The 26,595-nt window shown below is 68.3% G+C and carries 18 protein-coding genes; 6 read left to right on the top strand and 12 right to left on the bottom strand.

Features of this window, described 5'->3' with window-relative positions; genetic code table 11:
* Nucleotides 1-74 precede the first annotated feature (74 nt).
* Together NFC98_RS03330 and NFC98_RS03325 are read right to left on the bottom strand one after the other, a co-directional pair.
* Entirely contained in the window at nt 75-701 is a 627-nt protein-coding gene (locus NFC98_RS03330; protein WP_254276747.1) for a 3'-5' exonuclease, read from the bottom strand.
* Between the two features lie 55 nt (nt 702-756).
* Complete coding sequence (locus tag NFC98_RS03325; RefSeq protein WP_254276746.1) at nt 757-2,577, bottom strand: putative nucleotidyltransferase substrate binding domain-containing protein; 1,821 nt, start codon at nt 2,575-2,577, stop codon at nt 757-759.
* A 715-nt stretch (nt 2,578-3,292) separates the two neighbouring features.
* On the opposite strand from NFC98_RS03325, the gene NFC98_RS03320 reads away from it, so the two are divergent.
* The 4 genes from NFC98_RS03320 (at nt 3,293) to NFC98_RS03305 (ending at nt 9,974) form a co-directional block, all read left to right on the top strand.
* Nucleotides 3,293-3,553: a DUF4212 domain-containing protein gene (locus tag NFC98_RS03320; RefSeq protein WP_183330344.1), complete on the top strand. Its 261-nt coding sequence runs from the start codon at nt 3,293-3,295 to the stop codon at nt 3,551-3,553.
* A gap of 6 nt (nt 3,554-3,559) precedes the next feature.
* Nucleotides 3,560-5,356 carry a sodium:solute symporter family protein gene (locus tag NFC98_RS03315; protein ID WP_254276745.1) on the top strand — a complete coding sequence of 599 codons (1,797 nt, stop codon included), beginning with the start codon at nt 3,560-3,562 and terminating at the stop codon, nt 5,354-5,356.
* 95 nt (nt 5,357-5,451) lie between these two features.
* Nucleotides 5,452-5,967, top strand: coding sequence for a hypothetical protein (locus tag NFC98_RS03310; RefSeq protein ID WP_254276744.1), 516 nt, complete (start codon nt 5,452-5,454; stop codon nt 5,965-5,967).
* Between the two features lie 62 nt (nt 5,968-6,029).
* Entirely contained in the window at nt 6,030-9,974 is a 3,945-nt protein-coding gene (locus tag NFC98_RS03305) for a NahK/ErcS family hybrid sensor histidine kinase/response regulator (RefSeq protein WP_254276743.1), read from the top strand.
* A 113-nt stretch (nt 9,975-10,087) separates the two neighbouring features.
* Here the strand turns inward: NFC98_RS03305 and NFC98_RS03300 are convergent, their stop codons facing one another.
* The 3 genes from NFC98_RS03300 to NFC98_RS03290 form a co-directional block, all read right to left on the bottom strand.
* Complete coding sequence (locus NFC98_RS03300; protein ID WP_183330347.1) at nt 10,088-10,750, bottom strand: response regulator transcription factor; 663 nt, start codon at nt 10,748-10,750, stop codon at nt 10,088-10,090.
* A 220-nt stretch (nt 10,751-10,970) separates the two neighbouring features.
* On the bottom strand, nt 10,971-12,920 hold the full coding sequence (gene acs / locus NFC98_RS03295; RefSeq protein WP_254276742.1) for an acetate--CoA ligase: 1,950 nt from the start codon (nt 12,918-12,920) through the stop codon (nt 10,971-10,973).
* 175 nt (nt 12,921-13,095) lie between these two features.
* Nucleotides 13,096-13,656 (bottom strand): SprT-like domain-containing protein, encoded by a 561-nt coding sequence (locus tag NFC98_RS03290; protein WP_254276741.1) that lies wholly within the window; start codon nt 13,654-13,656, stop codon nt 13,096-13,098.
* A 116-nt stretch (nt 13,657-13,772) separates the two neighbouring features.
* Between NFC98_RS03290 and NFC98_RS03285 the strand changes: the two genes are divergently transcribed.
* A complete protein-coding gene (locus tag NFC98_RS03285) occupies nt 13,773-14,417 on the top strand; it encodes a YecA family protein (protein WP_254276740.1) in 645 nt (214 codons plus the stop codon).
* A 25-nt stretch (nt 14,418-14,442) separates the two neighbouring features.
* On the opposite strand, the gene NFC98_RS03280 is transcribed toward NFC98_RS03285, so the two are convergent.
* A complete protein-coding gene (locus NFC98_RS03280; protein ID WP_254276739.1) occupies nt 14,443-15,564 on the bottom strand; it encodes a phosphatidylserine/phosphatidylglycerophosphate/cardiolipin synthase family protein in 1,122 nt (373 codons plus the stop codon).
* A 114-nt stretch (nt 15,565-15,678) separates the two neighbouring features.
* On the opposite strand from NFC98_RS03280, the gene plsB reads away from it, so the two are divergent.
* Nucleotides 15,679-18,162, top strand: coding sequence for a glycerol-3-phosphate 1-O-acyltransferase PlsB (gene plsB, locus NFC98_RS03275; protein ID WP_254276738.1), 2,484 nt, complete (start codon nt 15,679-15,681; stop codon nt 18,160-18,162).
* On the opposite strand, the gene NFC98_RS03270 is transcribed toward plsB, so the two are convergent.
* From NFC98_RS03270 to ampD, 6 genes are all read right to left on the bottom strand, one after another.
* The gene (locus tag NFC98_RS03270) at nt 18,163-18,927 is read right to left on the bottom strand and encodes a class I SAM-dependent methyltransferase (RefSeq protein ID WP_254276737.1); all 765 of its coding nucleotides are present in this window, start codon (nt 18,925-18,927) and stop codon (nt 18,163-18,165) included. It abuts the gene before it with no gap.
* Complete coding sequence (gene tsaB, locus NFC98_RS03265; protein WP_254276736.1) at nt 18,924-19,628, bottom strand: tRNA (adenosine(37)-N6)-threonylcarbamoyltransferase complex dimerization subunit type 1 TsaB; 705 nt, start codon at nt 19,626-19,628, stop codon at nt 18,924-18,926. The genes NFC98_RS03270 and tsaB overlap by 4 nt, the downstream gene beginning before the upstream one ends.
* A 335-nt stretch (nt 19,629-19,963) precedes the next feature.
* Nucleotides 19,964-20,620: an adenylate kinase gene (gene adk / locus NFC98_RS03260; protein WP_254276735.1), complete on the bottom strand. Its 657-nt coding sequence runs from the start codon at nt 20,618-20,620 to the stop codon at nt 19,964-19,966.
* Between the two features lie 234 nt (nt 20,621-20,854).
* Nucleotides 20,855-22,858: a dihydrolipoyllysine-residue acetyltransferase gene (aceF, locus tag NFC98_RS03255; RefSeq protein WP_254276734.1), complete on the bottom strand. Its 2,004-nt coding sequence runs from the start codon at nt 22,856-22,858 to the stop codon at nt 20,855-20,857.
* Between the two features lie 61 nt (nt 22,859-22,919).
* Nucleotides 22,920-25,592 carry a pyruvate dehydrogenase (acetyl-transferring), homodimeric type gene (gene aceE / locus NFC98_RS03250; RefSeq protein WP_254276733.1) on the bottom strand — a complete coding sequence of 891 codons (2,673 nt, stop codon included), beginning with the start codon at nt 25,590-25,592 and terminating at the stop codon, nt 22,920-22,922.
* A gap of 347 nt (nt 25,593-25,939) precedes the next feature.
* Nucleotides 25,940-26,506, bottom strand: coding sequence for a 1,6-anhydro-N-acetylmuramyl-L-alanine amidase AmpD (ampD, locus tag NFC98_RS03245; protein WP_254276732.1), 567 nt, complete (start codon nt 26,504-26,506; stop codon nt 25,940-25,942).
* Between the last annotated feature and the right edge of the window lie 89 nt (nt 26,507-26,595).

Here is a 26,595-nt window from a genome sequence, read left to right as displayed (position 1 = left end):
CTGCCAGAGCGGACGGAAATTGACGGGCGCCCATCCTACCACCGCCGCCGGCACGAGGCGACGCCCTCCCGACGTCAGGAGAACAGGCCGGCCGGCTGCGTCGCGCGATCCAGCCTCAGGTACATCAGCGCCGTGGTCACCGCATCGCCCAGCGCCGTATGGCGTCCCATGACCGGCACCCCCAGCAGTTCGGCCACCCGCTCGAAGCGCGGCAGCGCATCGACCTCGGGATGGCGGCGACGCAGCCGGCGGGCGTAGCTCTGGGCCACATCGATGGTGGCATTGGGCAGGTCGAAGCCGAAGCGCGGCCGAAGCTCGCGGTTGAGGATGGCCAGGTCGAAGTCCAGGCACCACCCCACGATGGGCCGGTTGCCGACGAAGTCGAGCAGGCGGGCCAGGGCGGCCTCCATCTCCTCGCCGCCGTCCAGGTCGATGCCGCGCAGGCCATGGATGCGGATCGAGTCGCCGGAGAGGCTGGCGGGACGCGCCAGGCGCAGGTCCAGGGAGTCGCTGGTCAGTACCCGGTCGCCGCGCACCTTCACCGCTGCGATCGAGACCAGCTCCGCGGTGCGGGTATCCAGCCCGGTGGTCTCGGTGTCGATCACCACCATCTCGTCACCGGTGTAGGGGTGGAACAGCCAGGCGTAGTCACCGTTGGCGTGTCGTCGACGGTCGGCGGCGCGCCGCAGGGCCTTGATCATGACGGGGTCTCCTTGAGTCGTTGTCGTTGTCGTTCCTTCGGACGTCGCCTCGGCGTCACGAATACTCCAGATGGAAACGGTGGGAGAGGCGCTGCTTGAAGTCCTTGACGATATGCAGCGCCTCGCGCAGCAGGTCGCGCTCCAGGGACGAGAGCTCCTGGACCACCACCCGATCGGGCTTGCGGCTCGCCGCCTCGCCGTCCAGCCCCGCCAGCTGCTGCTTGAGGCGCAGCTCGGTGAACAGCGACAGCGCCTCGCCCAGGTCCTCGGCGAAGCTGGCCTCGAGCCTGCCATCCGCCGCCAGGGCATCCAGGCGTTCCAGGGTCGAGGTCGGCCGGATACGCCGTTCCAGCGCCATGGTCCGCACCCCGTGGACGATCGGGAAGATGCCGCCCTTCTTGATGTCGATGCCGTGCTGCGGCTTCTTCAGGGAGCCGAACAGGGTCAGCGGGGTCGAGAAGCGCAGGGCGGTGCGGGCGAAGTAGGAGAGCAGCAGCTCGTCGCGGGAGCAGCGTTCGAAGAGCTCCTCGCGTACCCGGTCGAGCAGGGCCGGGTTGCCGGCCACCGCATGGGAGTCGAGCATGATGGCCAGCTTCATCAGGCTGTCGCCATCCCGCTTGCCGGCCCAGCTGGCGATGCGCGCGCGCCACTGGCTCTCGGTGCCCACCCACTCGGGGTTGGAGACCATGATGTTGCCGGGACAGGGCGGGTAGCCGAGCTCGATGAGGGTCTCGGTCAGCCGCTGCATCTGCTCGCCACAGTCGGGCCAGTCGAGGCCGTCGGCCAGGATCAGGCCGTTGTCCTGGTCGGTCTTGAGGATCTGCTCGCCGCGCCCCTCGCTGCCCATCACCATCAGGCAGCTGTCGCGGTGGTAGCGCTCGTCGATCAAAAAGCCCCAGGCCTTGTTCATGATCCGGCCGTTGAGGGCGGCCAGCAGCCCCATGGCGAAGCGCAGCTTGACGCCCTGGGCCATCAGCGCCTTGACCAGCTCAGGGGTGCGGCGGCTGGCCGCCGCCAGCGCCTCGAGGCTGTTGGCCTGCTCGACCTGCAGGCTGACCACGTAGCTGCGGCTGGAGAAGTAGCTGAGCACGTCGGTCAGCTCCACCACCCCGACGGGGCGGCGCTGCTCGATCACCACCACCCGCTCGACCTTGTGGCGGGTCATGATGACCAGCGCCTCGAAGAGGTACTGGCCGGGGGAGACGGTGATCAGCTCGGCGCTGCCGATCCCCGCCAGGGGGCTGTCTCGCCCGCGCTCCTCGAGCACCAGGGCATTGAGCAGGTCGGTCTTGGTCACCATGCCGGGACCGGACTCGCCCTCCACCAGCAGGCTGTCGGCATGGCGCTCGTTGATGGTGGCCACGGCCTCGCCGATGGTCATGGCCGCGGGCACCAGCAGCGGCTCGCGCATGCACTCGTCGACCCGGGCCAGCATGAAGCCTGCCATGGTCACCCCTCCCTCGGCACGCTGTTCGGTCAGCAGGCGCGCCTTGTGGGTCAGGGTCTGGCGGAAGAACTCGGCGAACGGCGGATAGTCGTCGCACAGCGCCAGGAACAGCGCCTTGGGCAGCAGGTAGCAGAGGCTCTCCTGCTCGGCGCGGAAGCGGTAGCGGCTCTTGCCGTTGAGGATGCTGATGGCGCCGAACAGGTCGCCCCGGGTGTAGTGGCCGATGCGCTGGCGAGCGGCCGGCAGGGTGGTATCCAGCTCGGCGACTTCACCCTTGTGGATGAGGAACACATACTCGCCTGGCTGGCCGGTCTCCAGGATGATCTCGTCGCGATCGAAGTAGGCCAGGTCGATGCCGCTGCGCACCCGCTCCCTGCCCTCGTCATCGAGGAAGGTGAACGGCGGTTGGGAGAGATCGACCTCGACCATGTGACTGCCCTCCGTGGGCGGCCGGCGTTGCCTCCCAGCTTCGCACTACCTCGGCTGCCGATGCCGGACGCCTCCGGTCGGGAGCGGGCGGGAAGCGACAGGGGAAGGCAAGGTGCTTCGGGAGCGGCACAGCGGCTGCCGCAGCGTTATTGTTGATGTATTGAGGCGAAACGTCATTGATCCGACATCACGACCGATCTTCGGTCGTCTACTGGCAGGATAGCAACAACGCCTTTCTCCCCAAAAGCTAGACGATCGTCTCCCCCTCCTCCCCGTTAGACCATGGTCCAACCCGGCCATGACCTAGACGAACGTCCTATGGGCAGCGGCCTATACCATCGTCCTAGCCGGCCTACATGGGCGCCTGTAATCCGGCAGAAACAATCACCCTTTTCATTGATTATAAAGGATTTTAATGAAATCGGCTAAATCGCTTTTCTCTCATGATACGAAAGTCTGGGATTTATTTTCGGCAGTCATTGCCCACTATTCACCGTGCATCATGCAGGGCAATCGCACGACAACAATGCTATCCGATGGCCGGCCGGCAGCGACATGACACTCGGCCTCCGGCCACGATGACTCTCCCTCGCCGGGGAGCATCGCCCGACAGGTACCGGCGGCTGCCGTCACTGTCGACGTGCGATTGCCCTGCTGGGCCACCTCAACCGACCGCGCAAGTTCCCTATCTCAAGAACAAGTGGAGAACACGACAATGGCAGAAGAGAAAATCGACTCCGCCGACTACTGGAAGGCGAACGTCCGCCTGATAACGGGCTGTCTGATCGTCTGGGCCTTCGTCTCGTACGGATGCGCCATCCTGTTCCGGCCGCTGCTGTCCGGCATTCCGGTCGGGGGCACCGACCTGGGCTTCTGGTTCGCCCAGCAGGGCTCCATCCTGACCTTCATCGGCCTGATCTTCTTCTACGCCTGGAAGATGAACAAGCTGGATCAGAAATTCGGTCTGGGGGAGTAAGCCAGCATGAGTCAATTTGCCATCAACCTGCTGTTCGTGGGCGCCTCCTTTGCGCTCTACATCGGCATCGCGATCTGGGCCCGAGCGGGCTCGACCAAGGACTTCTATGTGGCCGGTGGCGGCGTCCATCCCGTGACCAACGGCATGGCCACCGCCGCCGACTGGATGTCTGCGGCCTCCTTCATCTCCATGGCGGGCCTGCTCGCCTCCGGGGGCTATGCCAACTCCACCTTCCTGATGGGCTGGACCGGCGGCTACGTCATCCTGGCCATGCTGCTGGCGCCCTACCTGCGCAAGTTCGGCAAGTTCACGGTGCCCGACTTCATCGGTGACCGCTTCTACAGCAAGGCGGCGCGCCTGGTGGCCGTCATCTGCCTGATCGTGGCCTCCGTGACCTACGTCATCGGCCAGATGACCGGCGCCGGCGTGGCCTTCTCGCGCTTCCTCGAGGTCTCCAACACCTGGGGCATCTGGATCGCGGCCTTCATCGTGTTCCTCTATGCGGTATTCGGCGGCATGAAGGGCATCACCTACACCCAGGTGGCCCAGTACATCGTGCTGATCATCGCCTACACCATCCCGGCGGTGTTCATCGCCATGCAGCTGACCGGCAACCCGATCCCGATGTTCGGCATGTTCAGCACCCACTCCGAGTCCGGCCTGCCGCTGCTGGCCAAGCTCGACGAAGTGGTCAGTGCCCTGGGCTTCCGGGACTACACCGCCGACGTGGACAACAAGCTCAACATGGTGCTGTTCACCCTGTCGCTGATGGTCGGTACCGCGGGCCTGCCCCACGTCATCATCCGCTTCTTCACCGTGCCGAAGGTGGCCGACGCACGCTGGTCCGCCGGCTGGGCCCTGGTGTTCATCGCCCTGCTCTACCTGACCGCACCGGCCGTGGGCTCCATGGCACGCCTCAACCTGATGACCACCGTCTATCCGGAGATGTCCGGCCAGGTCGAGGACTACGAGGCGGCCACGGCCAACCCGATCCTCTACGAGGAGCGGCCTGACTGGGTGCGCACCTGGGAGGAGACCGGCCTGATCACCTTCAACGATCTCAACAACGACGGGCGCATCCAGTTCTACAACGATGCCGACCCGAACTTCGCCGAGACCGCCGAGTCACGCGGCTGGGAAGGCAGCGAGCTGTCGGTCAACAACGACATCCTGGTACTGGCCAACCCCGAGATCGCCAACCTGCCGGGCTGGGTCATCGGCCTGATCGCCGCCGGCGGCATCGCGGCGGCCCTCTCCACCGCGGCAGGCCTGCTGCTGGCCATCTCCTCGGCCATCAGCCACGACCTGATCAAGACCATGATCAACCCCAACATCACTGAGAAGGGCGAGATGCTGGCGGCGCGGATCTCCATGGCCGGCGCCATCCTGCTGGCCACCTACCTGGGCCTCAACCCGCCGGGCTTCGCCGCCCAGACGGTGGCTCTGGCCTTCGGTATCGCCGGCGCCTCGCTGTTCCCGGCGCTGATGATGGGGATCTTCTCCAAGCGGGTGAACAACGTGGGTGCGGTCGCCGGTATGCTGACCGGTCTCATCGCCACCCTGCTCTACATCTTCACCTACCTGGGCTGGTTCTTCGTACCGGGCACCAACATGCTGCCCAACACCCCGGACAACTGGATCCTGGGCATCTCCCCGCTGTCGTTCGGTGCGGTGGGCGCGATCTTCAACTTCGCCGTGGCCTTCGCCGTCTCCAGCATGACCGAGGAGCCCCCGCAGGAGATCCAGGACCTGGTGGAGAGCGTCCGCTATCCCAAGGGTGCTGGCACTGCCGTCGACCACTGAGCCATAATGGCCCCTGGCCCGGCGCGCGCCGGGCCAGTCAACCCTTACCGATCGGGCTTCCCCAGGGAAGCCCGATTGCTTTCAGGAACAGACCTATGATTTGGCACTTGATCGCGGCGATCTTCGCCGGCCTCGGCGCCGCCGGCATCGGCATGCTGCTGCGCTTGTTGAGCGGCAAGCGGCTGCCCCGCTGGATCGTCCCGGTATTCGGCGGCCTGGGCATGCTCGGCTACCAGATCAACGTCGAGTACTCCTGGTACGAGCACAAGCGCCAGCTGCTGCCCGACACCGCCCAGGTGGTGCAGGTCGAGCACGACGCCATGTTCTGGCGCCCCTGGACCTACCTCTTCCCCATGGCCACCGCCTTCAGCGTGGTCGACGAGCAGAGCATGGCGGTCCAGGAGCAGGACGGCGAACGGCGCGTCGAGTTCCTGCTCTACCACTTCGAGAAGCAGGTCCAGGACCGGGTCACCCACCAGACCTGGCTGATGAACTGCACCACCCGCGAGACCCTGCCGCTGGAGGGCGAGGCGCGCCGCCCCCGAACCGAAGACATGCGCCGTCTGGCCGAGGACGCCCCGCTCTACCTGGCGGTCTGCGGTCAGGCGTGAGTGCCGCTGCCCAGCATCGGCGCATTGCCCTAGAATAGGCGCACACCGAGGGGAGAGAGCGCATGTTCGCAGGCTGGCTGCTGGTTGCCATATCGCTGATCTACATCGCCGTGCTGTTCGCCATCGCCTGGCGCGGTGACCGCCACGCCCGCCAGCACGGGGCCAGCCGACGACGCCCGATCATCTACAGCCTGGCGCTGGCCATCTACTGCACCTCCTGGACCTTCTACGGCGCGGTGGGCCAGGCCGCCACCGGCGGCTGGTCCTTCGCCAGCATCTATGTCGGCCCGATCCTCACCTTCCTGCTGTTCTGGCCGGTGCTGGCCAAGATGATCCGGGTGGCCAAGCACCAGAACGTCACCTCCATCGCCGACTTCATCGCCTCCCGCTACGGCAAGGCCCAGTCCCTGGCCGCCTTCGCCAGCCTGGTGGCACTGATCGGCACCCTCCCCTACATCGCCCTGCAGCTGAAGGCGGTGGCCACCTCCTTCAGCGTGCTGACCGCCGCCGGGGACCCCACCCATACCCCGCTGTTCGCCGACACCGCCTTCTACGTGGCGGTGGTGATGGCGGCCTTCGCGATCCTCTTCGGCACCCGCCACACCGACGCCACGGAGCACCACGAGGGACTGATCCACGCCGTGGCCTTCGAGTCGCTGGTCAAGCTGGTCGCCTTCCTGGTGCTCGGGGCCTATGTCACCTGGGGCATGTTCGATGGCCTGGGCGAGCTCTTCGCCCAGGCGGAGGTCCAGCTGGAGCTGCAGCGCCAGCTGGCCCAGCAGGACTTCGGCCAGAGCTTCTGGGCCCAGACCCTGCTGGCGATGCTGGCGATCCTCTGCCTGCCGCGCCAGTTCCACGTGGCGGTGGTGGAGAACACCCACCGCGACGACGCCGCCAAGGCGCGCTGGCTGTTCCCGCTCTACCTGGCGGCCTTCGCCTTCTTCGTGCTGCCGCTGGCCGCCGCCGGCCTGACCCTGTTCGCCGACAGCGGCATCGAGCCGGACACCTACGTGCTGGCGCTGCCCATGGCGGCGGGCAACGAATGGCTGACCCTGCTCACCTTCATCGGTGGCTTCTCGGCGGCCACCGGCATGGTGATCGTCGCCGCGGTGGCGGTGTCGATCATGATCTCCAATGAGATCGTCATCCCGGCGCTGTTCCGCCTGCGCTGGTTCGACACCAAGGCCCGCGACTACGGCCGCCTGGTGCTGCGCGCGCGGCGGATCACCATCGCCGCGGTGCTGGCCATGGCCTACGGCTTCTACCAGCTGATCGGCGAGTTCACCTCGCTGGCCTCCATCGGCATGCTCTCCTTCGCCGCCGCCGCCCAGTTCGCGCCTGCGCTGATCGGCGGGCTCTACTGGAAGCGTGGCAATCGCCTGGGGGTGATCGTCGGCATGAACGCCGGCTTCGCCATCTGGGCCTACAGCCTGCTGATGCCGGCGATGATCTCCGCCGGCGTGCTGCCCGGTCACTGGCTCGACGGTGGCCCGCTGGGACTGGCCTGGCTGGCGCCCACCTCGCTGTTCGGCCTCAACGTCGGCGACAGCTTCACCCACGGCGTGATGCTCTCGCTGGGGGTGAACCTGTTCTGCTACATCTTCGTCTCCCAGGTCACCTCCCAGCGGGTGGTAGAGCGCATCCAGGCCTCGCTGTTCGTCGACAGCGTCGAGACCCGCCAGACCTCGGTGAACCGCCCCTGGACCGGCGCCACCACGGTGGGCGACCTCAAGGTGCTGTGCGAGCGCTTCCTGGGGGCGAGCCAGGTGAGCCGCGCCTTCGACGACTACGCCAGGCGCAGCGGCACGCCGCTGGAGGACGGCACCCGCGCCTCCATCGACGTGATCCAGTTCACCGAGCGCTTCCTCGCCTCGGTGCTGGGCGCCTCCTCGGCGCGCATCGTGGTCAACTCGGCGCTGCAGGGCCGCGGCATCGGCATCTCCGACGTGATCTCCATCGTCGACGAGGCCTCCCAGGTGCTGGAGTTCAACCGCGCCCTGCTGCAGGCCACCATCGAGAACATCAACCAGGGCATCAGCGTGGTCGACCAGAACCTGCGCCTGGTGGTATGGAACCAGCGCTACCTGGAGCTGTTCCGCTTTCCCGACCACCTGATCCGGGTCGGCGCGCCGGTCGACCGCATCTTCCGCTATAACGCCCACAACGGCGAGTACGGCCCCGGCGACCCCGAGGAGCACGTGCGCCTGCTGCTCGACAACATCCGCGAGGGCCAGCCCCACCGCTACGTGCGCTACCGCCAGGACGGCAGCGTGCTGGAGGTGCAGGGCAACCCCATGCCGGGCGGGGGCTTCGTCTACACCTACCAGGACATCACCCAGCAGAAGCGGATCGAGGAGGCGCTGATCCGCTCCGAGAACAACATCCGCATCTACACCGACAACGTGCCGGCGCTGATCGCCTACTTCGACAAGGAGTGCCGCTACCTCTTCACCAACCGCGCCTACGAGCAGGCCTTCGGCATCGACCGCAACGCGGTGATCGGCAAGCGGGTGGAGGACGTCGTCTCGCCGCAGATGGCCGAGGAGCGCCAGCCGTGGATCGAGCGGGCGCTGGCCGGCGAGCGGGTCAGCTTCGAGGTCTCGCTGAAGCTGCCCGAGGGGCGGCGCTACATGCTGGTGACCTACACCCCCCACTTCGGCGACAGCGGGGCGATCCTTGGCTTCTTCGCCCTCTACCAGGACATCACCGAGCGGCGTCTGGCAGAGATCGCCCTCAAGGAGACCAATGAGACCCTGGAGGAGCGCGTCCGCGAGCGCACCCAGGCGCTCTCCGAGGCCAACGCCGCCCTGCGCCAGGAGAACCGGGTGCGCGCCGAGGCCGAGCAGGCGCTACGCCAGGCCAAGCAGCTGGCCGAGGACGCCAATGCCTCCAAGACCCGTTTCCTGGCCGCCGCCAGCCACGACCTGCTGCAGCCGCTCAACGCCGCCCGGCTGTTCACCTCGGCGCTCTCCCAGGAGATGGAGGCCGCCGACATGAAGCGCACCATCGGCCATATCGACAACTCGCTGCAGGCCGCCGAGGAGCTGCTGGGCACCCTGCTCGACATCTCGAAGCTGGACGCCGGCGCCCTGACCCCGCGTCGCAGCCACTTCGCCCTGGCGGATATCATCACGCCGCTGCGGGCCGAGTTCGAGGTGATGGCCGAGGATCGCGGGCTCGACCTGGAGGTCGTCCCCACCCGCGCCTGGGTCGACAGCGACGCCCAGATGCTGCGGCGGATCATCCAGAACTTCCTGTCGAACGCTATCCGCTACACCCAGGAGGGCCGCGTGCTGCTGGGCTGCCGCCGCCAGGGAGACCGGCTGGCCATCCAGGTGTGGGACTCGGGCCCCGGCATCCCCGAGTCGAAGCAGGCGGAGATCTTCCAGGAGTTCCGCCGTCTCGACCAGGCATCGCGCCACAAGGAGAGCGAGAAGGGGCTGGGGCTGGGCCTGTCCATCGCCGACCGCATGAGTCGCGTGCTCGACCACCCCATTCAGGTCCGCTCCCGTGAGGGCTTCGGCACCATGTTCTCGGTCAGCGTGCCGATGGTCGAGGCGCGCAGCGAGGCGCAGCAGGCCGAGGAGGCCGCCTCGCCGCGGCGCACCGGCAACAAGCTCGCCGGCATCCGCGTGCTGTGCATCGACAACGAGACGCTGATCCTCGAGGGCATGAAGGCGATGCTGTCGGGCTGGGGCTGCGAGGTCTTCACCGCCACCACCATCGGCGGCGCCAAGTCGGTGCTTCGCCACCTGGATGGCGACCCCGACGCGATCCTGGCCGACTACCATCTGGACAACGAGGTCACCGGCCTGATGGCCCTGGAGGCCCTGTCCGAGCGGCTCCAGGGCGCGGTACCCGGCATCGTCATCACCGCCGACCGCACCGAGGAGGTGGCCGAGGAGGTCAAGCGCGCCGGCTACCAGCTGCTGCTCAAGCCGGTGCGCCCCGCCGCCCTGCGCGCCCTGCTGACCCGCACCCTGCAGGCTAGCCGCGCGGCGCAGTAGTGACAGCCACAAGCCACAAAAGCGTGAATCCTTAACGCAAGAAACCCACCAGACGGTGGGTTTCGCGCTTCCTTGTAGCTTGCGCCTTGGCGCTTGTCGCACGGTGCGTGGCGTCAGGACTCCACCTTCGGCGGCTCCACCTCGAGCTTCTGGGCGGCGATCACCGCCTGGGTGCGCGAGTGCACGCCCAGCTTGCGCAGGATGGCGGTGACGTGAGCCTTGATGGTCGCCTCGGAGACGCTCAGCTCGTAGGCGATCTGCTTGTTGAGCAGCCCCTCGGTGAGCATGTTGAGCACGCGGAACTGCTGCGGGGTCAAGGAGGCGATCGCCTCGGCGAACTTGGTCTCCTCCTCGTCGGCCTCGCCCATCACGCCGGCGAGCTCCGCGGGGAGCCACACCTCGCCGTCGAGGATCTCCCCCACCGCCTCGGCGATCAGCTGCAGCGAGGAGGACTTGGGGATGAAGCCCGAGGCACCGTAGTCGATGGCGCGACGCACCACATGGGGCTCGTCGCTCCCAGAGACCACGGCCACCGGAATGTCGGGGGTCTGGCCGCGCAGCTGGATCAGGCCGGAGAAGCCGTGGGCGCCCGGCATGTGCAGGTCGAGCAGGATCAGGTCGGCATCCGGGTGGCGGGTCACCACCTCCGCGGTGGCCTCCATGGTGTCGGACTCGACGATCTCGGCCTGGGGCGCCAGCTGTCGTAGCGCCTGGGTCAGGGCTGCACGGAACAGCGGATGGTCATCGGCGACGATGAATTTCTGGGCAAAGGCCATGGATTCTCCTCCGGTTCCTCGAGCAGCGGGCCGACGGCCGCCACGCTGGGCTTTCAGTTATTGTCACGCATGTTACCCCATGCCGGAGGCGATTCCCAAGCATCCCGCGAACATTGTCGACAACGTGTCCCGCACCCAGCAAGAAGCCGGCCCGAGGGGCCGGCTTGGGAGGGTGTCGTGGCGGCAGACGGGGCCGCCTGCCGCGGGACGATCGGGACACTCAGCGGTTGGCGCGATGCTCGATCAGCTCGTCGACCACCGAGGGATCCGCCAGGGTGCTGGTATCGCCCAGGCCATCGCACTCGTTGGCGGCGATCTTGCGCAGGATACGGCGCATGATCTTGCCGGAACGGGTCTTGGGCAGGCCCGGGGCCCACTGGATGACGTCCGGCGAGGCGATCGGGCCGATGTCCTTGCGCACCCACTGGGTGAGCTCCTTCTTGAGCTCGTCGGTGGGCTCCACGCCTTCGGTCAGGGTCACGTAGATGTAGATGCCCTGGCCCTTGATGTCGTGGGGGAAGCCCACCACGGCGGCCTCGGCCACGGATTCGTGGGCCACCAGCGAGGACTCGATCTCGGCGGTGCCCATGCGGTGGCCGGAGACGTTGAGCACGTCGTCGACGCGGCCGGTGATCCAGTAGTAGCCGTCCTCGTCGCGGCGGCAGCCGTCACCGGTGAAGTAGACACCCTGGTAGGTGGAGAAGTAGGTCTGGACGAAGCGCTCGTGGTCGCCCCAGATCGACCGCGCCTGGCCCGGCCAGGAGTCGGTGAGCACCAGGTTGCCATCCACGGCACCCTTGAGCTCCTTGCCCTCGCTGTCGTAGAGCGCCGGCTGCACGCCGAAGAACGGCAGGGTGGCGGAGCCCGGCTTGAGCGGCGTGGCACCGGGCAGCGGCGCGATCATGATGCCACCGGTCTCGGTCTGCCACCAGGTGTCCACGATGGGGCACTTGGAGTTGCCGATCACCCGGTAGAACCACTCCCAGGCCTCGGGGTTGATGGGCTCGCCCACCGACCCCAGGATGCGCAGGCTGTCGCGCTGGCTGGAGTCCATGACGTTCTCGCCGTGGGCCATCAGCGCACGGATGGCGGTGGGCGCGGTATAGAGGATGTTGACCTTGTGCTTGTCGACGACCTCGCCCATGCGGCCATGGCTCGGATAGCTCGGCACGCCCTCGAACATCAGGGTGGTGGCGCCGTTGGCCAGCGGGCCATAGACGATGTAGCTGTGGCCGGTGACCCAGCCCACGTCGGCGGTGCACCAGTAGACCTCGCCGTCCTGGTAGTCGAAGACGTACTGGTGGGTCAGGCTGGCATAGACCATATAGCCACCGGTGGTGTGCTTGAGGCCCTTGGGCGCCCCGGTGGAGCCGGAGGTGTAGAGGATGAACAGCGGATCCTCGGCGTTCATCTCCTCGGCCGCACAGTCGGTGGACTGCTTCTCGACCAGGTCGCCGTACCAGACGTCACGCCCTTCCTTCCACTCGATCTCGCCGCCGGTGCGCTTGACCACCAGCACGTTCTGGCACACCTCGGTGCCGTCGCGGGTCAGGGCCGCGTCGACGTTGTCCTTCAGCGGCACGTGCTTGCCGCCGCGCACGGACTCGTCGGCGGTGATCACCAGCTTGGACTGGGCACCGACCACCCGCTGGGCCACGGCGTCGGGGGAGAAGCCGCCGAACACCACCGAGTGGACGGCGCCGATGCGGGCACAGGCCAGCATGGCCACGGCGGCCTCGGGGATCATCGGCATGTAGAGGGTCACCACGTCACCCTTGCCGATCCCCAGCTCCTTCAGGGCATTGGCCAGCTGGCAGGTCTGGGCATGCAGCTCGCGGTAGGTGATGTGCTTGGAATCGTTGGGGTCATCGCCCTCCCAGATGATCGCGGTCTGGTCGCCGCGGGTCTCCAGGTGGCGGTCGAGGCAGTTGACGCTGGCATTGAGGGTGCCGTCCTCGAACCAGCGGATATCCACGTTGTGGGGATCATAGGAGGTGTGCTTGATCCGGGTCGGCGCCTTGAACCAGTCGATGCGCTTGGCCTGCTCGCCCCAGAAGGCGTCAGGGTCGTCCACGGACTGCTGGTACATGGCCTGGTACTTTTCCTTGTCGGCCCAGGCCTTGGCGGCGATGTCGTCGCTCACCGGGTAGACGTTCTGCTGATCGCTCATGGAGTTGCCTCTGTCCTTGGGGTGGCCCCGTCAGATGAGTGAAGCCGGCCGGCATGCCATTGGCGTTGTGTGTGCGCCGACCGACACCATTGGAAGGTGGCCCCAGCATACTCCCGCCCGGGGCGACTTCCCTTTAGACATTGGTATGATCAAATTCCTTTTTTATAACAAAGACTTAAACACCATTTTCAAACGCCGATCGGCCAAGATAGACCAAGGTCTGAGCGCAGTGCCGACAGCGGTAGCCGCGCCCCCGCCGGGCCAGCCCATGGCGGCGCTCGGTGAAGGCGTGCTCGCGGCAGGCGCAGGCGTAGCGGTGCGGGGCCGGGCTCGCCCTGGCCGTGTCGAACCGATGGGTGGTGCTCGGCACCAGGCCGAACAGCCGCCGCATCACCGTCTGCCACTCCCGGCCATGGGCGCGGGCCAGGTGGCCATCCTCGAGGTGGTGAACCAGCCAGTGGGCCATCTCGTGGGGCACCACCTCGACCAGGAACGCGAGACGGTTCTCGGCATAGAGCACCGGGTTGAAGCGTAGCCCACCGCGCCCGAAGTGCGCCTGCCCTGCGCACTTGCCGCGCAGGTCGCACCACACCTGCGGCCGCGGCAGGTGCGGGTGGACCTCGCGACACAGTCGCCAGGCCGCCTCGACCCGCGCATGGAGGGCCGCCAGCAGCGCCTCGTGATCGAGGGCGGCCAGCCAGGCGGGGTCGGGGTGGGGCAGCGCGGGACGGTCCATGGGATGCTAGAATGGCGCCTGGTGCCTCGGGCGACAACCCCCGCCAGGCCCGACGCGGGCCGGACCTTCGCCGGCGCGCCCGTCCCCGTTGAGTTCCTTCACCCCGAGAGAATCCGATGTCCGATATCCCGCCCCCCGAACCCCTGCTCGATGACGACGAGCTCGACCGCCTCGACGACTTCCTGGCGTCCGAGAAAGTGGGGGAGGATGCCCTGGACCTGATCGGCACCCACGCCTTCATGGTGGCACTGGCCGTGGCGCCCAGCGACGTGGCGCCCGCCGCCTGGGTCGCCGAGCTCTTCCAGGGCGAACCCGCCTTCGCCGACGACGCCGAGCGCGAGGCCATCCTCGGCCTGCTCGAGCGGCTGCGCCGCAACGCGATCGTCGCCCTGGAACAGGGCCTGCTGCCGGAGCTGCCCTTCGAGCTGACCCTGGACGGCCTGCCGGCGGAGGAGACCCCGATCGGCGACTGGTGCGCCGGCTTCATGGAGGGGGTCTTCCTCGACGAGGCGGCCTGGTTCGAGGAGGACGAGGAGGCCGCCGCCACCCTGCTGCTGCCCTTCATGGCGCTCTCGGGCCTGTTCGACGAGGAGCCCGACATGGCCGAGTTCACCGCCGACACTACGCGACTCGAGGCGCTGGTTCGCCAGCTGCCCGAACTGGTGCTGGACCTCTACCTGCACTATCGCGTCCCGCCAGAGAGCCCCAAGCCGACCCCGCGCCGGAAGAAGCCCGCCGGGCGAGGCAAGGGGCGGCGGTAAGCGCCTGGCACCGAGCGCTGGGCGTTTACCGTAACCGTGTCAGTATCCCGTCCAGGCTGCCGTAGAGCCACTCCTTGAGGCGCTGCCAGCGCGGGCGTCGGGCCCAGGCCTCGCGCTGGATCTCGTCGCTCGCGGCGAAGTTGCGCTCGAACAGCTCGGCGACCTCCGCGGCGAACCGGGGGTCGTCGACCTCCTGGTTGGCCTCCAGGTTCCAGTGCAGGCTCCAGTGGTCGAAGTTGCAGGAGCCGATGCTGGCCCAGTCGTCGACCAGCGAGAACTTGGCGTGGATGAAGATGGGCTGAAACTCGTGGATGCGCACCCCGGCGCGTAGCAGGCGACCATAGAAGCGCTGGCCGGCATAGCGCACCCCCGGGTGGTCGTGCTGCTCGCCGGGCAGCAGCAGCCGCACGTCCACGCCGCGGCGGGCGGCCCTGGCCAGCCGCAGGCGCAGGCCGAAGGTGGGCACGAAGTAGGGGGTGCAGATCCAGATGCGACCCCGCGCCGCGGAGACCCGCTGATGCAGGGAGTGGCGGATCGCCTGGTAGCGGTAGCCCTGGCCCCACACCACCCGCCCGCGCATCCCGCGATAGCCCTCCCGGGTCTCCAGCCGCGTCCCCAGGTCGTGCACCAGCGACGGCCGGCCGCTGCCGCGGGTCAGGGGGGAGTCCCAGAGGCGGCAGAACAGGCGCACCCAGTCGGCCACCACCGGCCCCTCGATGCGCACCGCCACCTCGTACCAGGCGTCCAGAAACTCGTCCACCGCCCCGAAGCCACCGGTGAAGGCCAGCTTGCCGTCCACCACCACCAGCTTGCGGTGGTCACGGGTCAGGTTGCGCGCCAGGGAGTGGAAGCCCAGGGGGTTGAAGAAGCGCAGCGCCACGCCGCCCGCCTCGAGGCGGGCCCGCTCGGCGCCCGAGAGGCCCATGGCGCCGTAGCCGTCGAGCATCAGCATCACCGTCACGCCACGCTCCGCCGCCCTCACCAGCGAGGCGACCAGGGCGGCCGAGAGTCGGCCCGACTCCATCAGGTAGAGCTCGATCAGCACCGACTCCCGCGCCTGCTCGAGGGCCTCGAACATCGCCGGCAGGAAGCAGGCCGCCTCGGGCAGAAGCTGGAAGTGATTGCCGTCTCTCCACATGCCGTGCATGGCCGCATCCCTGTCTCGCGCCTCGCCTGGAACCGGTCAGTCCATTGCCTGACCGGCCGCGTCCCGATGACTATACTGGGCTTTTCCTGACCTTTCCTACGCCGGGGCAAACGGATGGCCTTCCCGCACTCGCTGACGCTGGTCTCCCGGGTCCTGATGGCCCCGCTGCGCGCGCCGATGGAGCGCCTGCTCGCCGCCTGGGTAGAGACCCGCCTGGTCGAGCCGCCCCCCGACGCCCTCGATCTGGATCCCGAGCTGCCGGTGCTCTACGTGCTGCCGCGGCCTGCGCTCAGCGACACCCTGCTGCTGGCGTCCCTGACCCGCGCCCACGGCCTGCCGCCCGCCGGGGGGCGCCGCACCGTCGGCTCGCTGACGCTGCCTGCCTGCCTCGCCCTGCCCGTCCCCCGCCGGCGTCCCTGGCGACGGGCCACCCGGCCCCAGGCCCCCTTCCGGGCGCTGATCGAACAGCGCGGCCGGGGCCTCGATGGCGAGGTCCAGCTGGTCCCCGTGAGCATCTTCTGGGGCCGGGCACCGGGCAAGCGCTTCGGCTTCTGGAAGATGCTCTCCGCCGACAGCTGGCGGCTCACCGGCCGGCTGCGCCGGGCGCTGTCCGTGCTGGTCAACGGCAAGAGCGTGGAGATCCACTTCGGCGCCCCGCTGCGCCTCGGCGACCTCCTGGCGGAGGCCGACGGGGCGCCCGACAGCGCCCAGACCAACCGCAAGGCGGCCCGCCTGCTGCGGGTCCATTTCCGCCGTCTGCGCACCCGCGTGCTCGGCCCCGACCTCTCCCACCGCCGCACCCTGATCGAGGGGGTGGCCGCCAGCCCCGAGGTGCGCCGGGTGATCGGCGAACTCGCCGCCGACGGCCGGCCCTCCCCCGCGCGGCTGGAGCGCCGCGCGCTGCGCTACGGGCGGGAGATCGCCTCGAACATGACCTACCCGGTGCTGCGCTTCATGGACGGCCTGCTGCGCCGGCTGTGGAATCGTCTCTACGACGGCGTCGAGGTGCGCGGGCTTGAGCGGGTCAAGGCCCTGGCCGGCGACCACACCCTCGTCTACGTACCCTGCCATCGCAGCCACATCGATTACCTGCTGCTCTCCTACGTGCTCTATCGCGACGGCCTCATGCCGCCGCACATCGCCGCCGGGCGCAACCTGGACATGCCGCTGATCGGTCCGCTGCTGCGTCGCGGCGGCGCCTTCTTCCTGCGCCGCAGCTTCCGCGACAACCGCCTCTACGCCACGGTGTTCAACGAGTACCTGCACCGCCTGATCTCGCGGGGCCACCCGCTGGAGTACTTCATCGAGGGAGGCCGTTCGCGCAGCGGGCGCATGCTGCCGGCACGCCCCGGGATGCTGGCCATGACCCTGCGCTCCTTCCTGCGCAGCGCCGCCGGCGGCACCCGGCGGCCGCTGGCCTTCGTGCCGGTCTACATCGGCTACGAGCGGATCATCGAGAACGCCAGCTACCAGCGCGAGCTGCGCGGCGGCAGGAAGCGCAAGGAGAGCCCGCTGGCGCTGCTGCGGGTGCTCGGCCAGCTGCGCCAGCCCTTCGGCCGGGTCGCGGTCAACGTCGGCGAGCCCCTGGTGCTGGCCGACTACCTGGACGAGAGCGTGGGCCCCCGCTGGCGACACGGCCGCGAGGAGCGCCCCGAGTGGCTCGGCGACCTGGTGCCTCGGCTCGGCGAGACCCTGAGTCGGCGCATCAACGCGGCGGCGGCCCTCAACCCGGTCAACCTGGTGGCGCTGGTCCTGCTGGCCACGCCCCACCACGCCATCGAGGCCAGCCTGCTGGAGCGCCAGCTGGCCCTGCTCGCCGAGCTGCAGCGGCGGCTCCCCGGCGGGGCCCATGCCAGCCTGCCCGAGGGCGAGCCGGCCGGCTGGATCGACCAGGCGGTGGGTCTCGGCATGGTCGAGCGCCGTGCCCACCCGCTCGGCGACATCATCGTCGCCGATGCCGCCCGGGCCGCCCTGCTCGGCTGGTACCGCAACAACGTGCTGCACCTGTTCGCCCTGGCGGGCCTCACCGCCTTCGCCTTCCGCCACCAGGCCAGCCACCACCCGGAGGCGCTGGAGACTCTGCTGGCGCTGGCCTGGCCGATCCTGACCCGGGAGCTGATGGTGGCGCCGCCGGCCTCGCTGCAGGCGGGCCTGGCCGAGATGCTCGCGGTGCTGGGCGACCTGGGCCTGCTGGAGCGCGAGGGGGAGTGCTGGCGTCGGAGGGACGAGCCGCTGGAGGCCGGCGAGTGCCTCGACCTGCTCGGCCAGCTGATGCAGCCCTCGCTGGAGCGGGGCTACCTGCTGCTCAGCGTGCTGCTGGATGCCGGGCCGGGCCGCCTCACCGCCGATGAGCTGGCAAGCCAGAGCCGGCAGCTGGCCGAGCGACTGGCCCTGCTATCGGGGCTGGACGCCCCGGAGTTCTTCGATACCCGGCTGTTCATCAGCCTGGTGGAGAGCCTGGAGCGGGAGGGGTGGCTCTGGCAGGAGGCGGGGCGCCTGGCCTTCGACGACCGGCTGCACGAGGCGGCCCTGCAGTCGCACCGGCTGTTCGACCCGGCCCTGCGCCACCGCCTGCAGCTGGTCACCCGGCGGGGCTGATCAGCTCGCCTTCAGCGCGCGATGCACATAGAGGTCGTAGCGGCTGGTCTTGCCCTCGATGGCGTGTCGCGGCGTCGGCCCCTCGATGGGCGGCGCCTTCCTCGGCCGCTTGACCACCACGCGGTGGGTCGCCACGTCCAGCGCGGCCTCGAGCAGCCGCGGGGCGTCGGCGTCGTCGCCGGCCAGGGTGCGGAACAGGCGCATCTCCTTCTTGACCAGCGCCGACTTGTCGCGGTGGGGAAACATCGGGTCCAGGTGGACCACCTGGGGCACCACCCCCGATGCAGCCACCAGCGTGTCGAGCTCGCGACAGGCATCGCCATGCTGCAGCCGCATGCGACGGGCGATCTCGGCCGTCTCGGCGTCCCTCAGGGCACGGGCCAGGCCGTCCTCGAGCAGCGCGAAGATCGCCGCCACCCGCTCCACCAGCAGCACCTCGGCGCCCAGGCCGGCCAGCACGAAGGCATCCCGGCCCAGGCCTGCCGTGGCATCCACCACCGAGGGCGTCACCCCCTGGCCGAGCCCGCAGGCGCGGGCGACCAGCTGGCCACGGCCGCCACCGAAGCGCCGGCGGTGGGCGGCGCGGCCGGAGGCGAACTCCACCGCCAGGGGGTGTCCGTAGCGCTTCTCGTCGCCGGCCAGCACCAGGCGACCCTCGCACCGTTCGAGGATCAGCTCGGCCTCGGCCTCGAAGGGCAACCCCAGGCGCTCGGCCAGGGCGGCCAGGGCCGGGCCGTGGACCGCCACCGGCGATCGCTCGCTCATCGCGCCTTCTTCCAGGCCACCTCGTTGCGCAGGTAGACCGGCTGGACCAGATGGGCCGGCCGCCCCCGGCCGGCTTCCAGGTCATGCATGGCCAGCAGCGCCATGTCGGCGGCATCCGCCTCCACCTCGGGCAGGCGCTGGCCGAGGCCCGCCTGCACCTCGACGGGCATCTGCTCCCAGAGCCCCCAGCCGGACCCCACGCCGACCCAGTCATGGTCGTCGTGGCCGGCCGGCAGGCGCAGCCGCTCGGGCGGCATCACGGCCTCCTCGAGGAGCGGCTCAGGCAGGCCGTCGCGGCACTGCCAGGCGGCCACGTAGACCTCGCCCATGCGCGCATCCAGGGCGGTGACCAGCCAGCGGAAGTGGTGGCGCCGATGGGCACCCAGCGCCAGGGCCGCCAGGGTGGAGACGCCGAGCAGCGGCCGGTCGAGGCCATAGGCCAGCCCCTGGGCGGCCCCGGCGGCGATTCGCAGGCCGGTGAAGGAGCCGGGGCCATGGCCATAGGCCACGGCGTCGATCTCCGCCGGGCGCACGCCGGCCTCGGCCAGCACCTCGTCGACCATGGGCAGCAGCCGCCGGGTATGCTCGCGGGGGGTCATCTCGAAGCGGGAGAGCAGTTCGTCATCGGCGCCCGGGCGGCGGCGCAGCAGGGCGGCCGAACAGGCGCTCGAGGAGGCATCCAGGGCCAGCAGGATCGACATGGCAGCACCATCGCAGGGGAGAAAAGTGGCAGCATTATACGCGCCGGGGCCAAAAACGACGATGGCCCGCAAAAGCGGGCCATCTAATGGCGATAACACCTTTCCGAACGTCTGGGTGCGGGGCTGTTCCGGCGAAAGGCCTGTTCGGGGGCGCTGTGAACCCCTCCCTGGGCGTTACCGACGCCCTGCTTCGCTCTCGCGTCCCGCTCCGCTTGCAGGTCCGGTGCTGGCCATCCATGGCCAGCCCGTTCGGAGCAGTGCTCCTCACCCCTGGCGTAGGACCCCCTCCAGACCTTTCCCCGGCGCCCCGCAACCAACCGGCATGGTGCCTGGTATCAGCCCTCCAGGGCCTTGAGCACCTGCGCGGTGATCTCGTCGACGCTGCCGACGCCTTCCACGCGGTGGTAGGCCGGCGCCGCGTCCGGGTCCTGCTCCGCCCAGGCCTGGTAGTAGTCGACCAGCGGCGCGGTCTGCTCGTGGTAGACGGCCAGGCGGTTGCGCACGGTGGACTCGCGGTCGTCATCGCGCTGGATCAGCGCCTCGCCGGTCACGTCGTCCTTGCCCTCTTCCTTCGGCGGATTGTACTCGACGTGGTAGACGCGACCGGAACCCGGGTGCACGCGGCGGCCGGCCAGGCGCTTGACGATCTCCTCGTCCTCCACGGCGATCTCCAGCACGTGGTCGAGCTTGACGCCCGCCTCCTTCATGGCATCGGCCTGGGGGATGGTGCGCGGGAAGCCATCGAACAGGAAGCCGTTCTCGCAGTCCGGCTGGGCGATGCGCTCCTTGACCAGGGCGATGATGATGTCGTCGGACACCAGGCCACCGCTGGTCATGATCTCCTTGACCTTGACCCCCAGTTCACTCCCCTCCTTGACGGCGGCACGCAGCATGTCGCCGGTGGAGATCTGCGGGATGTTGAAGCGTTCGCAGATGAACTGGGCCTGGGTGCCCTTGCCGGCACCCGGGGCGCCCAACAGGATCAAACGCATGTTCGTGTCCTCGAAAAATAAGTGATTGTCACAAGTGGAGAAATGGTTGGAGGGGAACGATAACCGCGGGACTGCCACCGCACAAGCGCCGCCCGCCCCGCCAGGGCCCCGAAACGCCCGAAAAAGGCCGGGATATCAACATGCTCCGGGCCGAATAACACTTTGGTCTGGCAGTGCGTGGCCGTCAAACGACGACGGCGCCGGAAGGCGCCGTCGTCGCTCCCTCACCCGCGGTTACAGCAGCAGGCGACGGATGTCGGTGAGCAGCTGGGCCAGCAGCGCGGTGAAGCGCGCCGCATCGGCCCCGTTGACCGCCCGGTGGTCGTAGGAGAGCGACAGCGGCATCATCAGCCGCGGCTCGAACGCCTTGCCGTCCCACACCGGCTTCATCGAGGCCTTGGAGACGCCAAGGATGGCCACCTCCGGGGCGTTGACGATGGGCGTGAAGGCGGTGCCGCCGATGGAGCCCAGGCTCGAGATGGTGAAGCAACCGCCGGTCATTTCCTCGCGCTTGAGCTTCTTCGACTGGGCCTTCTTGGCCAGCTCCACGGACTCCTTGGCGATGTCGATCAGCGACTTCCTGTCGGCGTCGCGGATCACCGGCACCATCAGGCCGTCCGGGGTGTCCACCGCGAGCCCGATGTGGACGTACTTCTTCCACACCACGGTCTCGCCATCGGCCTTCAGGCTGACGTTGAACTGCGGGTACTGGCGCAGGGCATAGGCACAGGCCTTGATCAGGAAGGGCAGCGGCGTCAGCTTGGCGCCCTGGGCCTCCGCCTCGGCCTTCATGGACTTGCGGAAGGCCTCGAGCTCGGTGATGTCCGCCTCGTCGAACTGGGTGACGTGGGGCAGGTTGACCCAGCTGCGGTGCAGGTTGGTGGCGCCCATCTTCATCAGGCGCCCCATGGGCTTCTCTTCCACCTCGCCGAACTGGCTGAAGTCCTGGTCCGGGATCGGCGGAATGCCGGAGCCGCCCGCCGCCGGCGCGCCGGCCGACGCCTGGGCCTTGCCCTGGCTGGCCATCACCTGCTTGACGTAGGCGTGGACGTCCTCCTTGAGGACCCGCTCCTTCGGCCCGCTGGGCCGCACCAGCCCCAGGTCGACGCCCAGCTCGCGGGCCAGCATGCGCACCGCCGGACCAGCGTGGACCAGCTTGCCGTCGCGTGGCTTGTGGGCCGCCATCTCGGCCTCCGGGCTGGGCGTGCCCGCCGGGGTCGGGGCCGGCGTGTCGGTCTTGGATGCCTCCGACTTCGTTGCCTGCGCCTTCGACTCGGACGGCTTGTCCGCTGCCTTCGGCCTGGCCGCGCCGGCCACTTCGATATAGCCGATCAGGTCACCCTCGGAGACGGTATCACCCTCCTTGACGGTGAGCTCGAGCAGCTTGCCCTTGAAGGGGCTCGGCACGTCCATGGAGGCCTTGTCGGACTCCAGGGTGATCAGCGGGTCTTCCTCGTTCACCTCGTCGCCGGCGGCCACGGCGATCTCGATGATCGGCACGTCACTGGAGCCGGAGAGGTCCGGCACGCGGATCTCGCGGCGCTCCGGCTCGCCGGAGGCCGCCTCCTCCTCGGGCTCCGGCTCGGCAGCCCGGGGCTCGGGTTCGGTGGCGGCCGGGGCCTCGTCGGCATCCTCGCCGGCACCGCCATCATCGACCTCCATGGTGCCGATGACATCACCCTCGGAGACGGTATCACCCTCCTTCACGGTCAGGGACACCAGCTTGCCGGCGTGGGGGCTCGGCACGTCCATGGAGGCCTTGTCGGACTCCAGGGTGATCAGCGTGTCCTCGGCGGCCACCTCGTCGCCCTCGGCCACTGCCACCTCGATGATCTCCACGTCGTCGGAGCCACCCAGGTCGGGTACCTTGATCTCCACGGTGCGCTTGCCACCGCCGCCGGCCTTGGCCGCGGGCTTCTCGGCGGGCTCGGGCGCTTTCTGGGGAGCCGGCTCGGCCTTCTCCTCGGCCTGATCGGCCGCCGGCTCGGCATCGCCGCCGCCCTCGACCGCCAGCTCGACGATATCGTCGCCCTCGGAGACGGTATCGCCCTCCTTCACCAGCACCTTGACGACCTTGCCGCCCTTCGGCGACGGCACGTCCATGCTGGCCTTGTCGGACTCCAGCGTGATCAGGGTATCCTCGGCCTCGATCACATCGCCTTCGGATACCGCGATCTCGATGATTTCGACATCCTCGCTACCGCCGATGTCGGGAACTTTGATGATTTCGCTACTCAAGGTCGCGCTCCTTCCAAATCGTGCCTGGAACCGGCGGGCCCGGGGCCCGCCGATCACCGGATCAGTCGGTCAGCGGGTTGGGCTTGGCCGGGTCGATGCCGTACTTCTTCAGCGCCTCGCCGACCACCTTGCGATCCAGCTCGCCACGCTCGGCCAGTGCCTTGAGCGCCGCCACGGTGACGAAGTGGCGGTCGACCTCGAAGAAGTGGCGCAGCTTCTCGCGGGTGTCGGAGCGGCCGAAGCCGTCGGTACCCAGCACGTGGTAGTCGGTCGGCACCCAGGCCCTGACCTGATCCGCGAACAGGCGCATGTAGTCGGTGGAGGCGATGGCCGGGCCCTCGCGCCCCTCGAGGCAACGGGTGACGTGCGGTTTGGCCGGTTCGGCCTCGGGATCCAGGAAGGCGGCGCGATCCAGGGCCAGTGCTTCGCGACGCAGCTCGTTGAAGCTGGTGACGCTCCAGATATCCGCGCCGATGCCCCACTCCTCGGCCAGCATCTCGGCGGCGGCCTCGACCTCGCGCAGGATGGTGCCGCAGCCCAGCAGCTGGACCCGGCCCTTCTTGCCCTCGGTCTCGCGCAGCAGGTACATGCCCTTGACGATGTCCTCGGCCGGGATGGTCTCCAGCTCCGGATGCTCGTAGTTCTCGTTCATCACCGTCAGGTAGTAGAAGCAGTTCTCCTTGTCGGCGAACATCCGCTTCAGGCCGTCCTGGACGATCACCGCGACCTCGTGGGCATAGGTGGGGTCGTAGCTGCGGCAGTTGGGGATGGTGGAGGCCTGCAGGTGGCTGTGGCCATCCTGGTGCTGCAGGCCCTCGCCGTTGAGGGTGGTGCGCCCGGCGGTACCGCCCACCAGGAAGCCCCGCGCCTGCAGGTCACCGGCCGCCCAGGCCAGGTCACCGATGCGCTGGAAGCCGAACATCGAGTAGTAGATGTAGAACGGCAGCAGCGGCAGATTGTGGTTGCTGTACGAGGTGGCCGCGGCCATCCATGCGGACATGGCGCCGGCCTCGGAGATGCCCTCCTCGAGGATCTGGCCCTGCTTGTCCTCGCGGTAGAACATGATCTGGCCCTTGTCGACGGGCTCGTACTTCTGGCCTTCGGAGGTGTAGATGCCGAGCTGGCGGAACATCCCCTCCATGCCGAAGGTGCGTGCCTCGTCGGGCACGATGGGCACCACCTGCTTGCCGATCTGCTTGTCCTTCACCAGGCCGTTGAGGATGCGCACGAAGGCCATGGTGGTGGAGACCTCGCGGCCCTTGGAGCCACCGGTCTGGGAGGCAAAGGTCTTGTCCTCCAGGGATGGGATCGGCAGGGCCTCGAAGTCGCTGCGGCGCTGGGGCAGGTAGCCGCCCAGCCGCTCGCGCTGCAGGTGCATGTACTTGAGCTCGGGGGAGTCGTCTTCCGGCTTGTAGTAGGGCACCTCCTTGAGCTGCTCGTCGGTCAGCGGAATGCCGAAACGGTCGCGGAACTTGCGCAGCGCCTCGTACTCCATGCTCTTGACCTGGTGGGCCTCGTTGGCCGCCTCGCCGTCGCCGCTGCCCATGCCGTAGCCCTTGACGGTATGCGCCAGCACCACGGTGGGACGGCCGTTGGCGTTGTTCACCGCCTGGTGGTAGGCCGCATAGACCTTGAACGGGTCGTGCCCGCCGCGATTGAGCTTCCAGATGTCCTCGTCGGACATGTCCTTGACCATCTCGGCGGTCTCCGGGTACTTCCCGAAGAAGTGCTTGCGGGTATAGGCGCCGTCGTTGGCCTTGTAGTTCTGGTACTCGCCGTCGACAGACTCGTCCATGATCTTCTGCAGCACGCCCTTCTTGTCCTTCTCGAAGAGCGGATCCCACAGGCGGCCCCAGACCACCTTGAGCACGTTCCAGCCGGCGCCGCGGAAGACCCCCTCGAGCTCGTCCATGATGCGGCCGTTGCCACGCACCGGACCGTCGAGGCGCTGCAGGTTGCAGTTGATGACGAAGATCAGGTTGTCGAGCTTCTCGCGGCTCGCCAGGTGGATGGCCCCCAGGGACTCCGGCTCGTCGCACTCGCCGTCGCCCATGAAGCACCAGACCCGGCGATCCTGCATGTCCTTCATCTCACGGGAGTGAAGGTACTTCATCACGTGGGCCTGGTAGATGGCCTGGATGGGGCCGAGACCCATGGAGACGGTGGGGAACTGCCAGAAGTCCGGCATCAGCCAGGGGTGCGGATAGGACGAGAGACCGTCGCCATCCACCTCCTGGCGGTACTTGTCCATCTGCTCCTCGGTCAGGCGGCCCTCCAGGTAGGCGCGGGCGTAGACGCCCGGGGCCACGTGGCCCTGGATGTAGACCAGGTCACCCTCGAAGTCGCCGTTGGGTGCACGGAAGAAGTGGTTGAAGCCCACATCGTAGAGGGTTGCCGCCGACATGAAGCTGGCGATGTGACCGCCGAGGCCCGGGTTGGCGCGGTTGTTGCGGATCACCTGGGCAATGGCGTTGTAGCGGATCAGGGAGCGGATCCGACGCTCCATGAAGAGATCCCCCGGCATCGGCGCCTCGCGATGCACCGGAATGGTGTTGCGATGCGGGGTGGTCACCGAGAAGGGCGCCTGTGTCCCGTCGCGGCGCAGGCGATCTGCCAGGCGGGTCAGCAGGTACCGGGCGCGTTCCTCGCCCTCGCGATCCACGACCGATTCCAGGGATTCCAGCCACTCCGTGGTTTCGACCGGATCGAGATCCTCTCTTGCCTCCAGACTCATAGACGTCTCTCCGAATGACGATGGGGGGTGTCGTGCGCCCCGCAACGCAGGGGGCTGGTGGGTCTCTCGCGGGGAGAGCCATGCACGCCGCATGTCGGGGTAATGTAGTAGTTTTACTAGACGAAGCGATCTAGCTGCCTTGATGGCGACGAAGATACCGTAAACGCCCTTCCCTGCCAATTCAAGATAGAATGGAAATGTTTTTCAATTTAGTCGCATTGCACCGCAACACAAGGGATTAGCAGCGTTTCCCGGGGCCGAATGCGACCAAGGACAAGGGCTTGTAGCCGAACTACCGTATGAATCGAGCGTGCCATTCCCGACCCCCTCTCGGCTGGCGTTACCGCTCACGGAGTGCGTAGCTTTCGCAAAGTCTGGCGGAAATAGGCCCAGTCGAAGGCCGGCCCGGGGTCGGACTTTCGCAGCGGGGCCACATGGGCATGGCCGGTGATGCGTTGCTCGGCAAGCGCCGGATAGGCCGCCAGCAGCTGCCGGGTCACGGCCGCCAGGGTCCGGTATTGCGCCCCGGCATAGGGCGATACCTCGTCCCCCTCCAGTTCGATACCGATGGCGAAGTCATTGAGGGCGACGCGCTCCCTGTCGCCATCGCGCCAGCGAGACCGGCCGGCATGCCAGGCCCGGCGGTGGAAGGGCACGAACTGAACGCACTCGCCATCGCGGCGGATCAGCAGGTGGGCCGACACGCGCAGGCCGTCGATGGTGGCAAAGAAGGGGTGAGCCCAGGGGTCGAGCCGGTTGGTGAACAGCCGCTCGACATGCTCGCCGCCGAACTCGCCCGGCGGCAGGCTGATGGAGTGCAGCAGCAGCAGCGAGATCTCCCCGCTCGGCCGCGCGTCGCAATTGGGTGACGGCACCCGCCTCGCCCCCGCGAGCCATCCCTGTTCGATCGGCATCCTGATCCCCTGACGTCGCCTGCCTGGATTCCCTATAATGAACGCCCTTGACGCTCATTGCCTACTCCGGCGCCCGCCGCGCCAGGCCC

Source organism: Halomonas sp. 3H (assembly GCF_024206005.1).
GTDB classification, from domain to species: domain Bacteria; phylum Pseudomonadota; class Gammaproteobacteria; order Pseudomonadales; family Halomonadaceae; genus Halomonas; species Halomonas campaniensis.
This window is presented reverse-complemented; position numbering and strand designations above follow the sequence as displayed.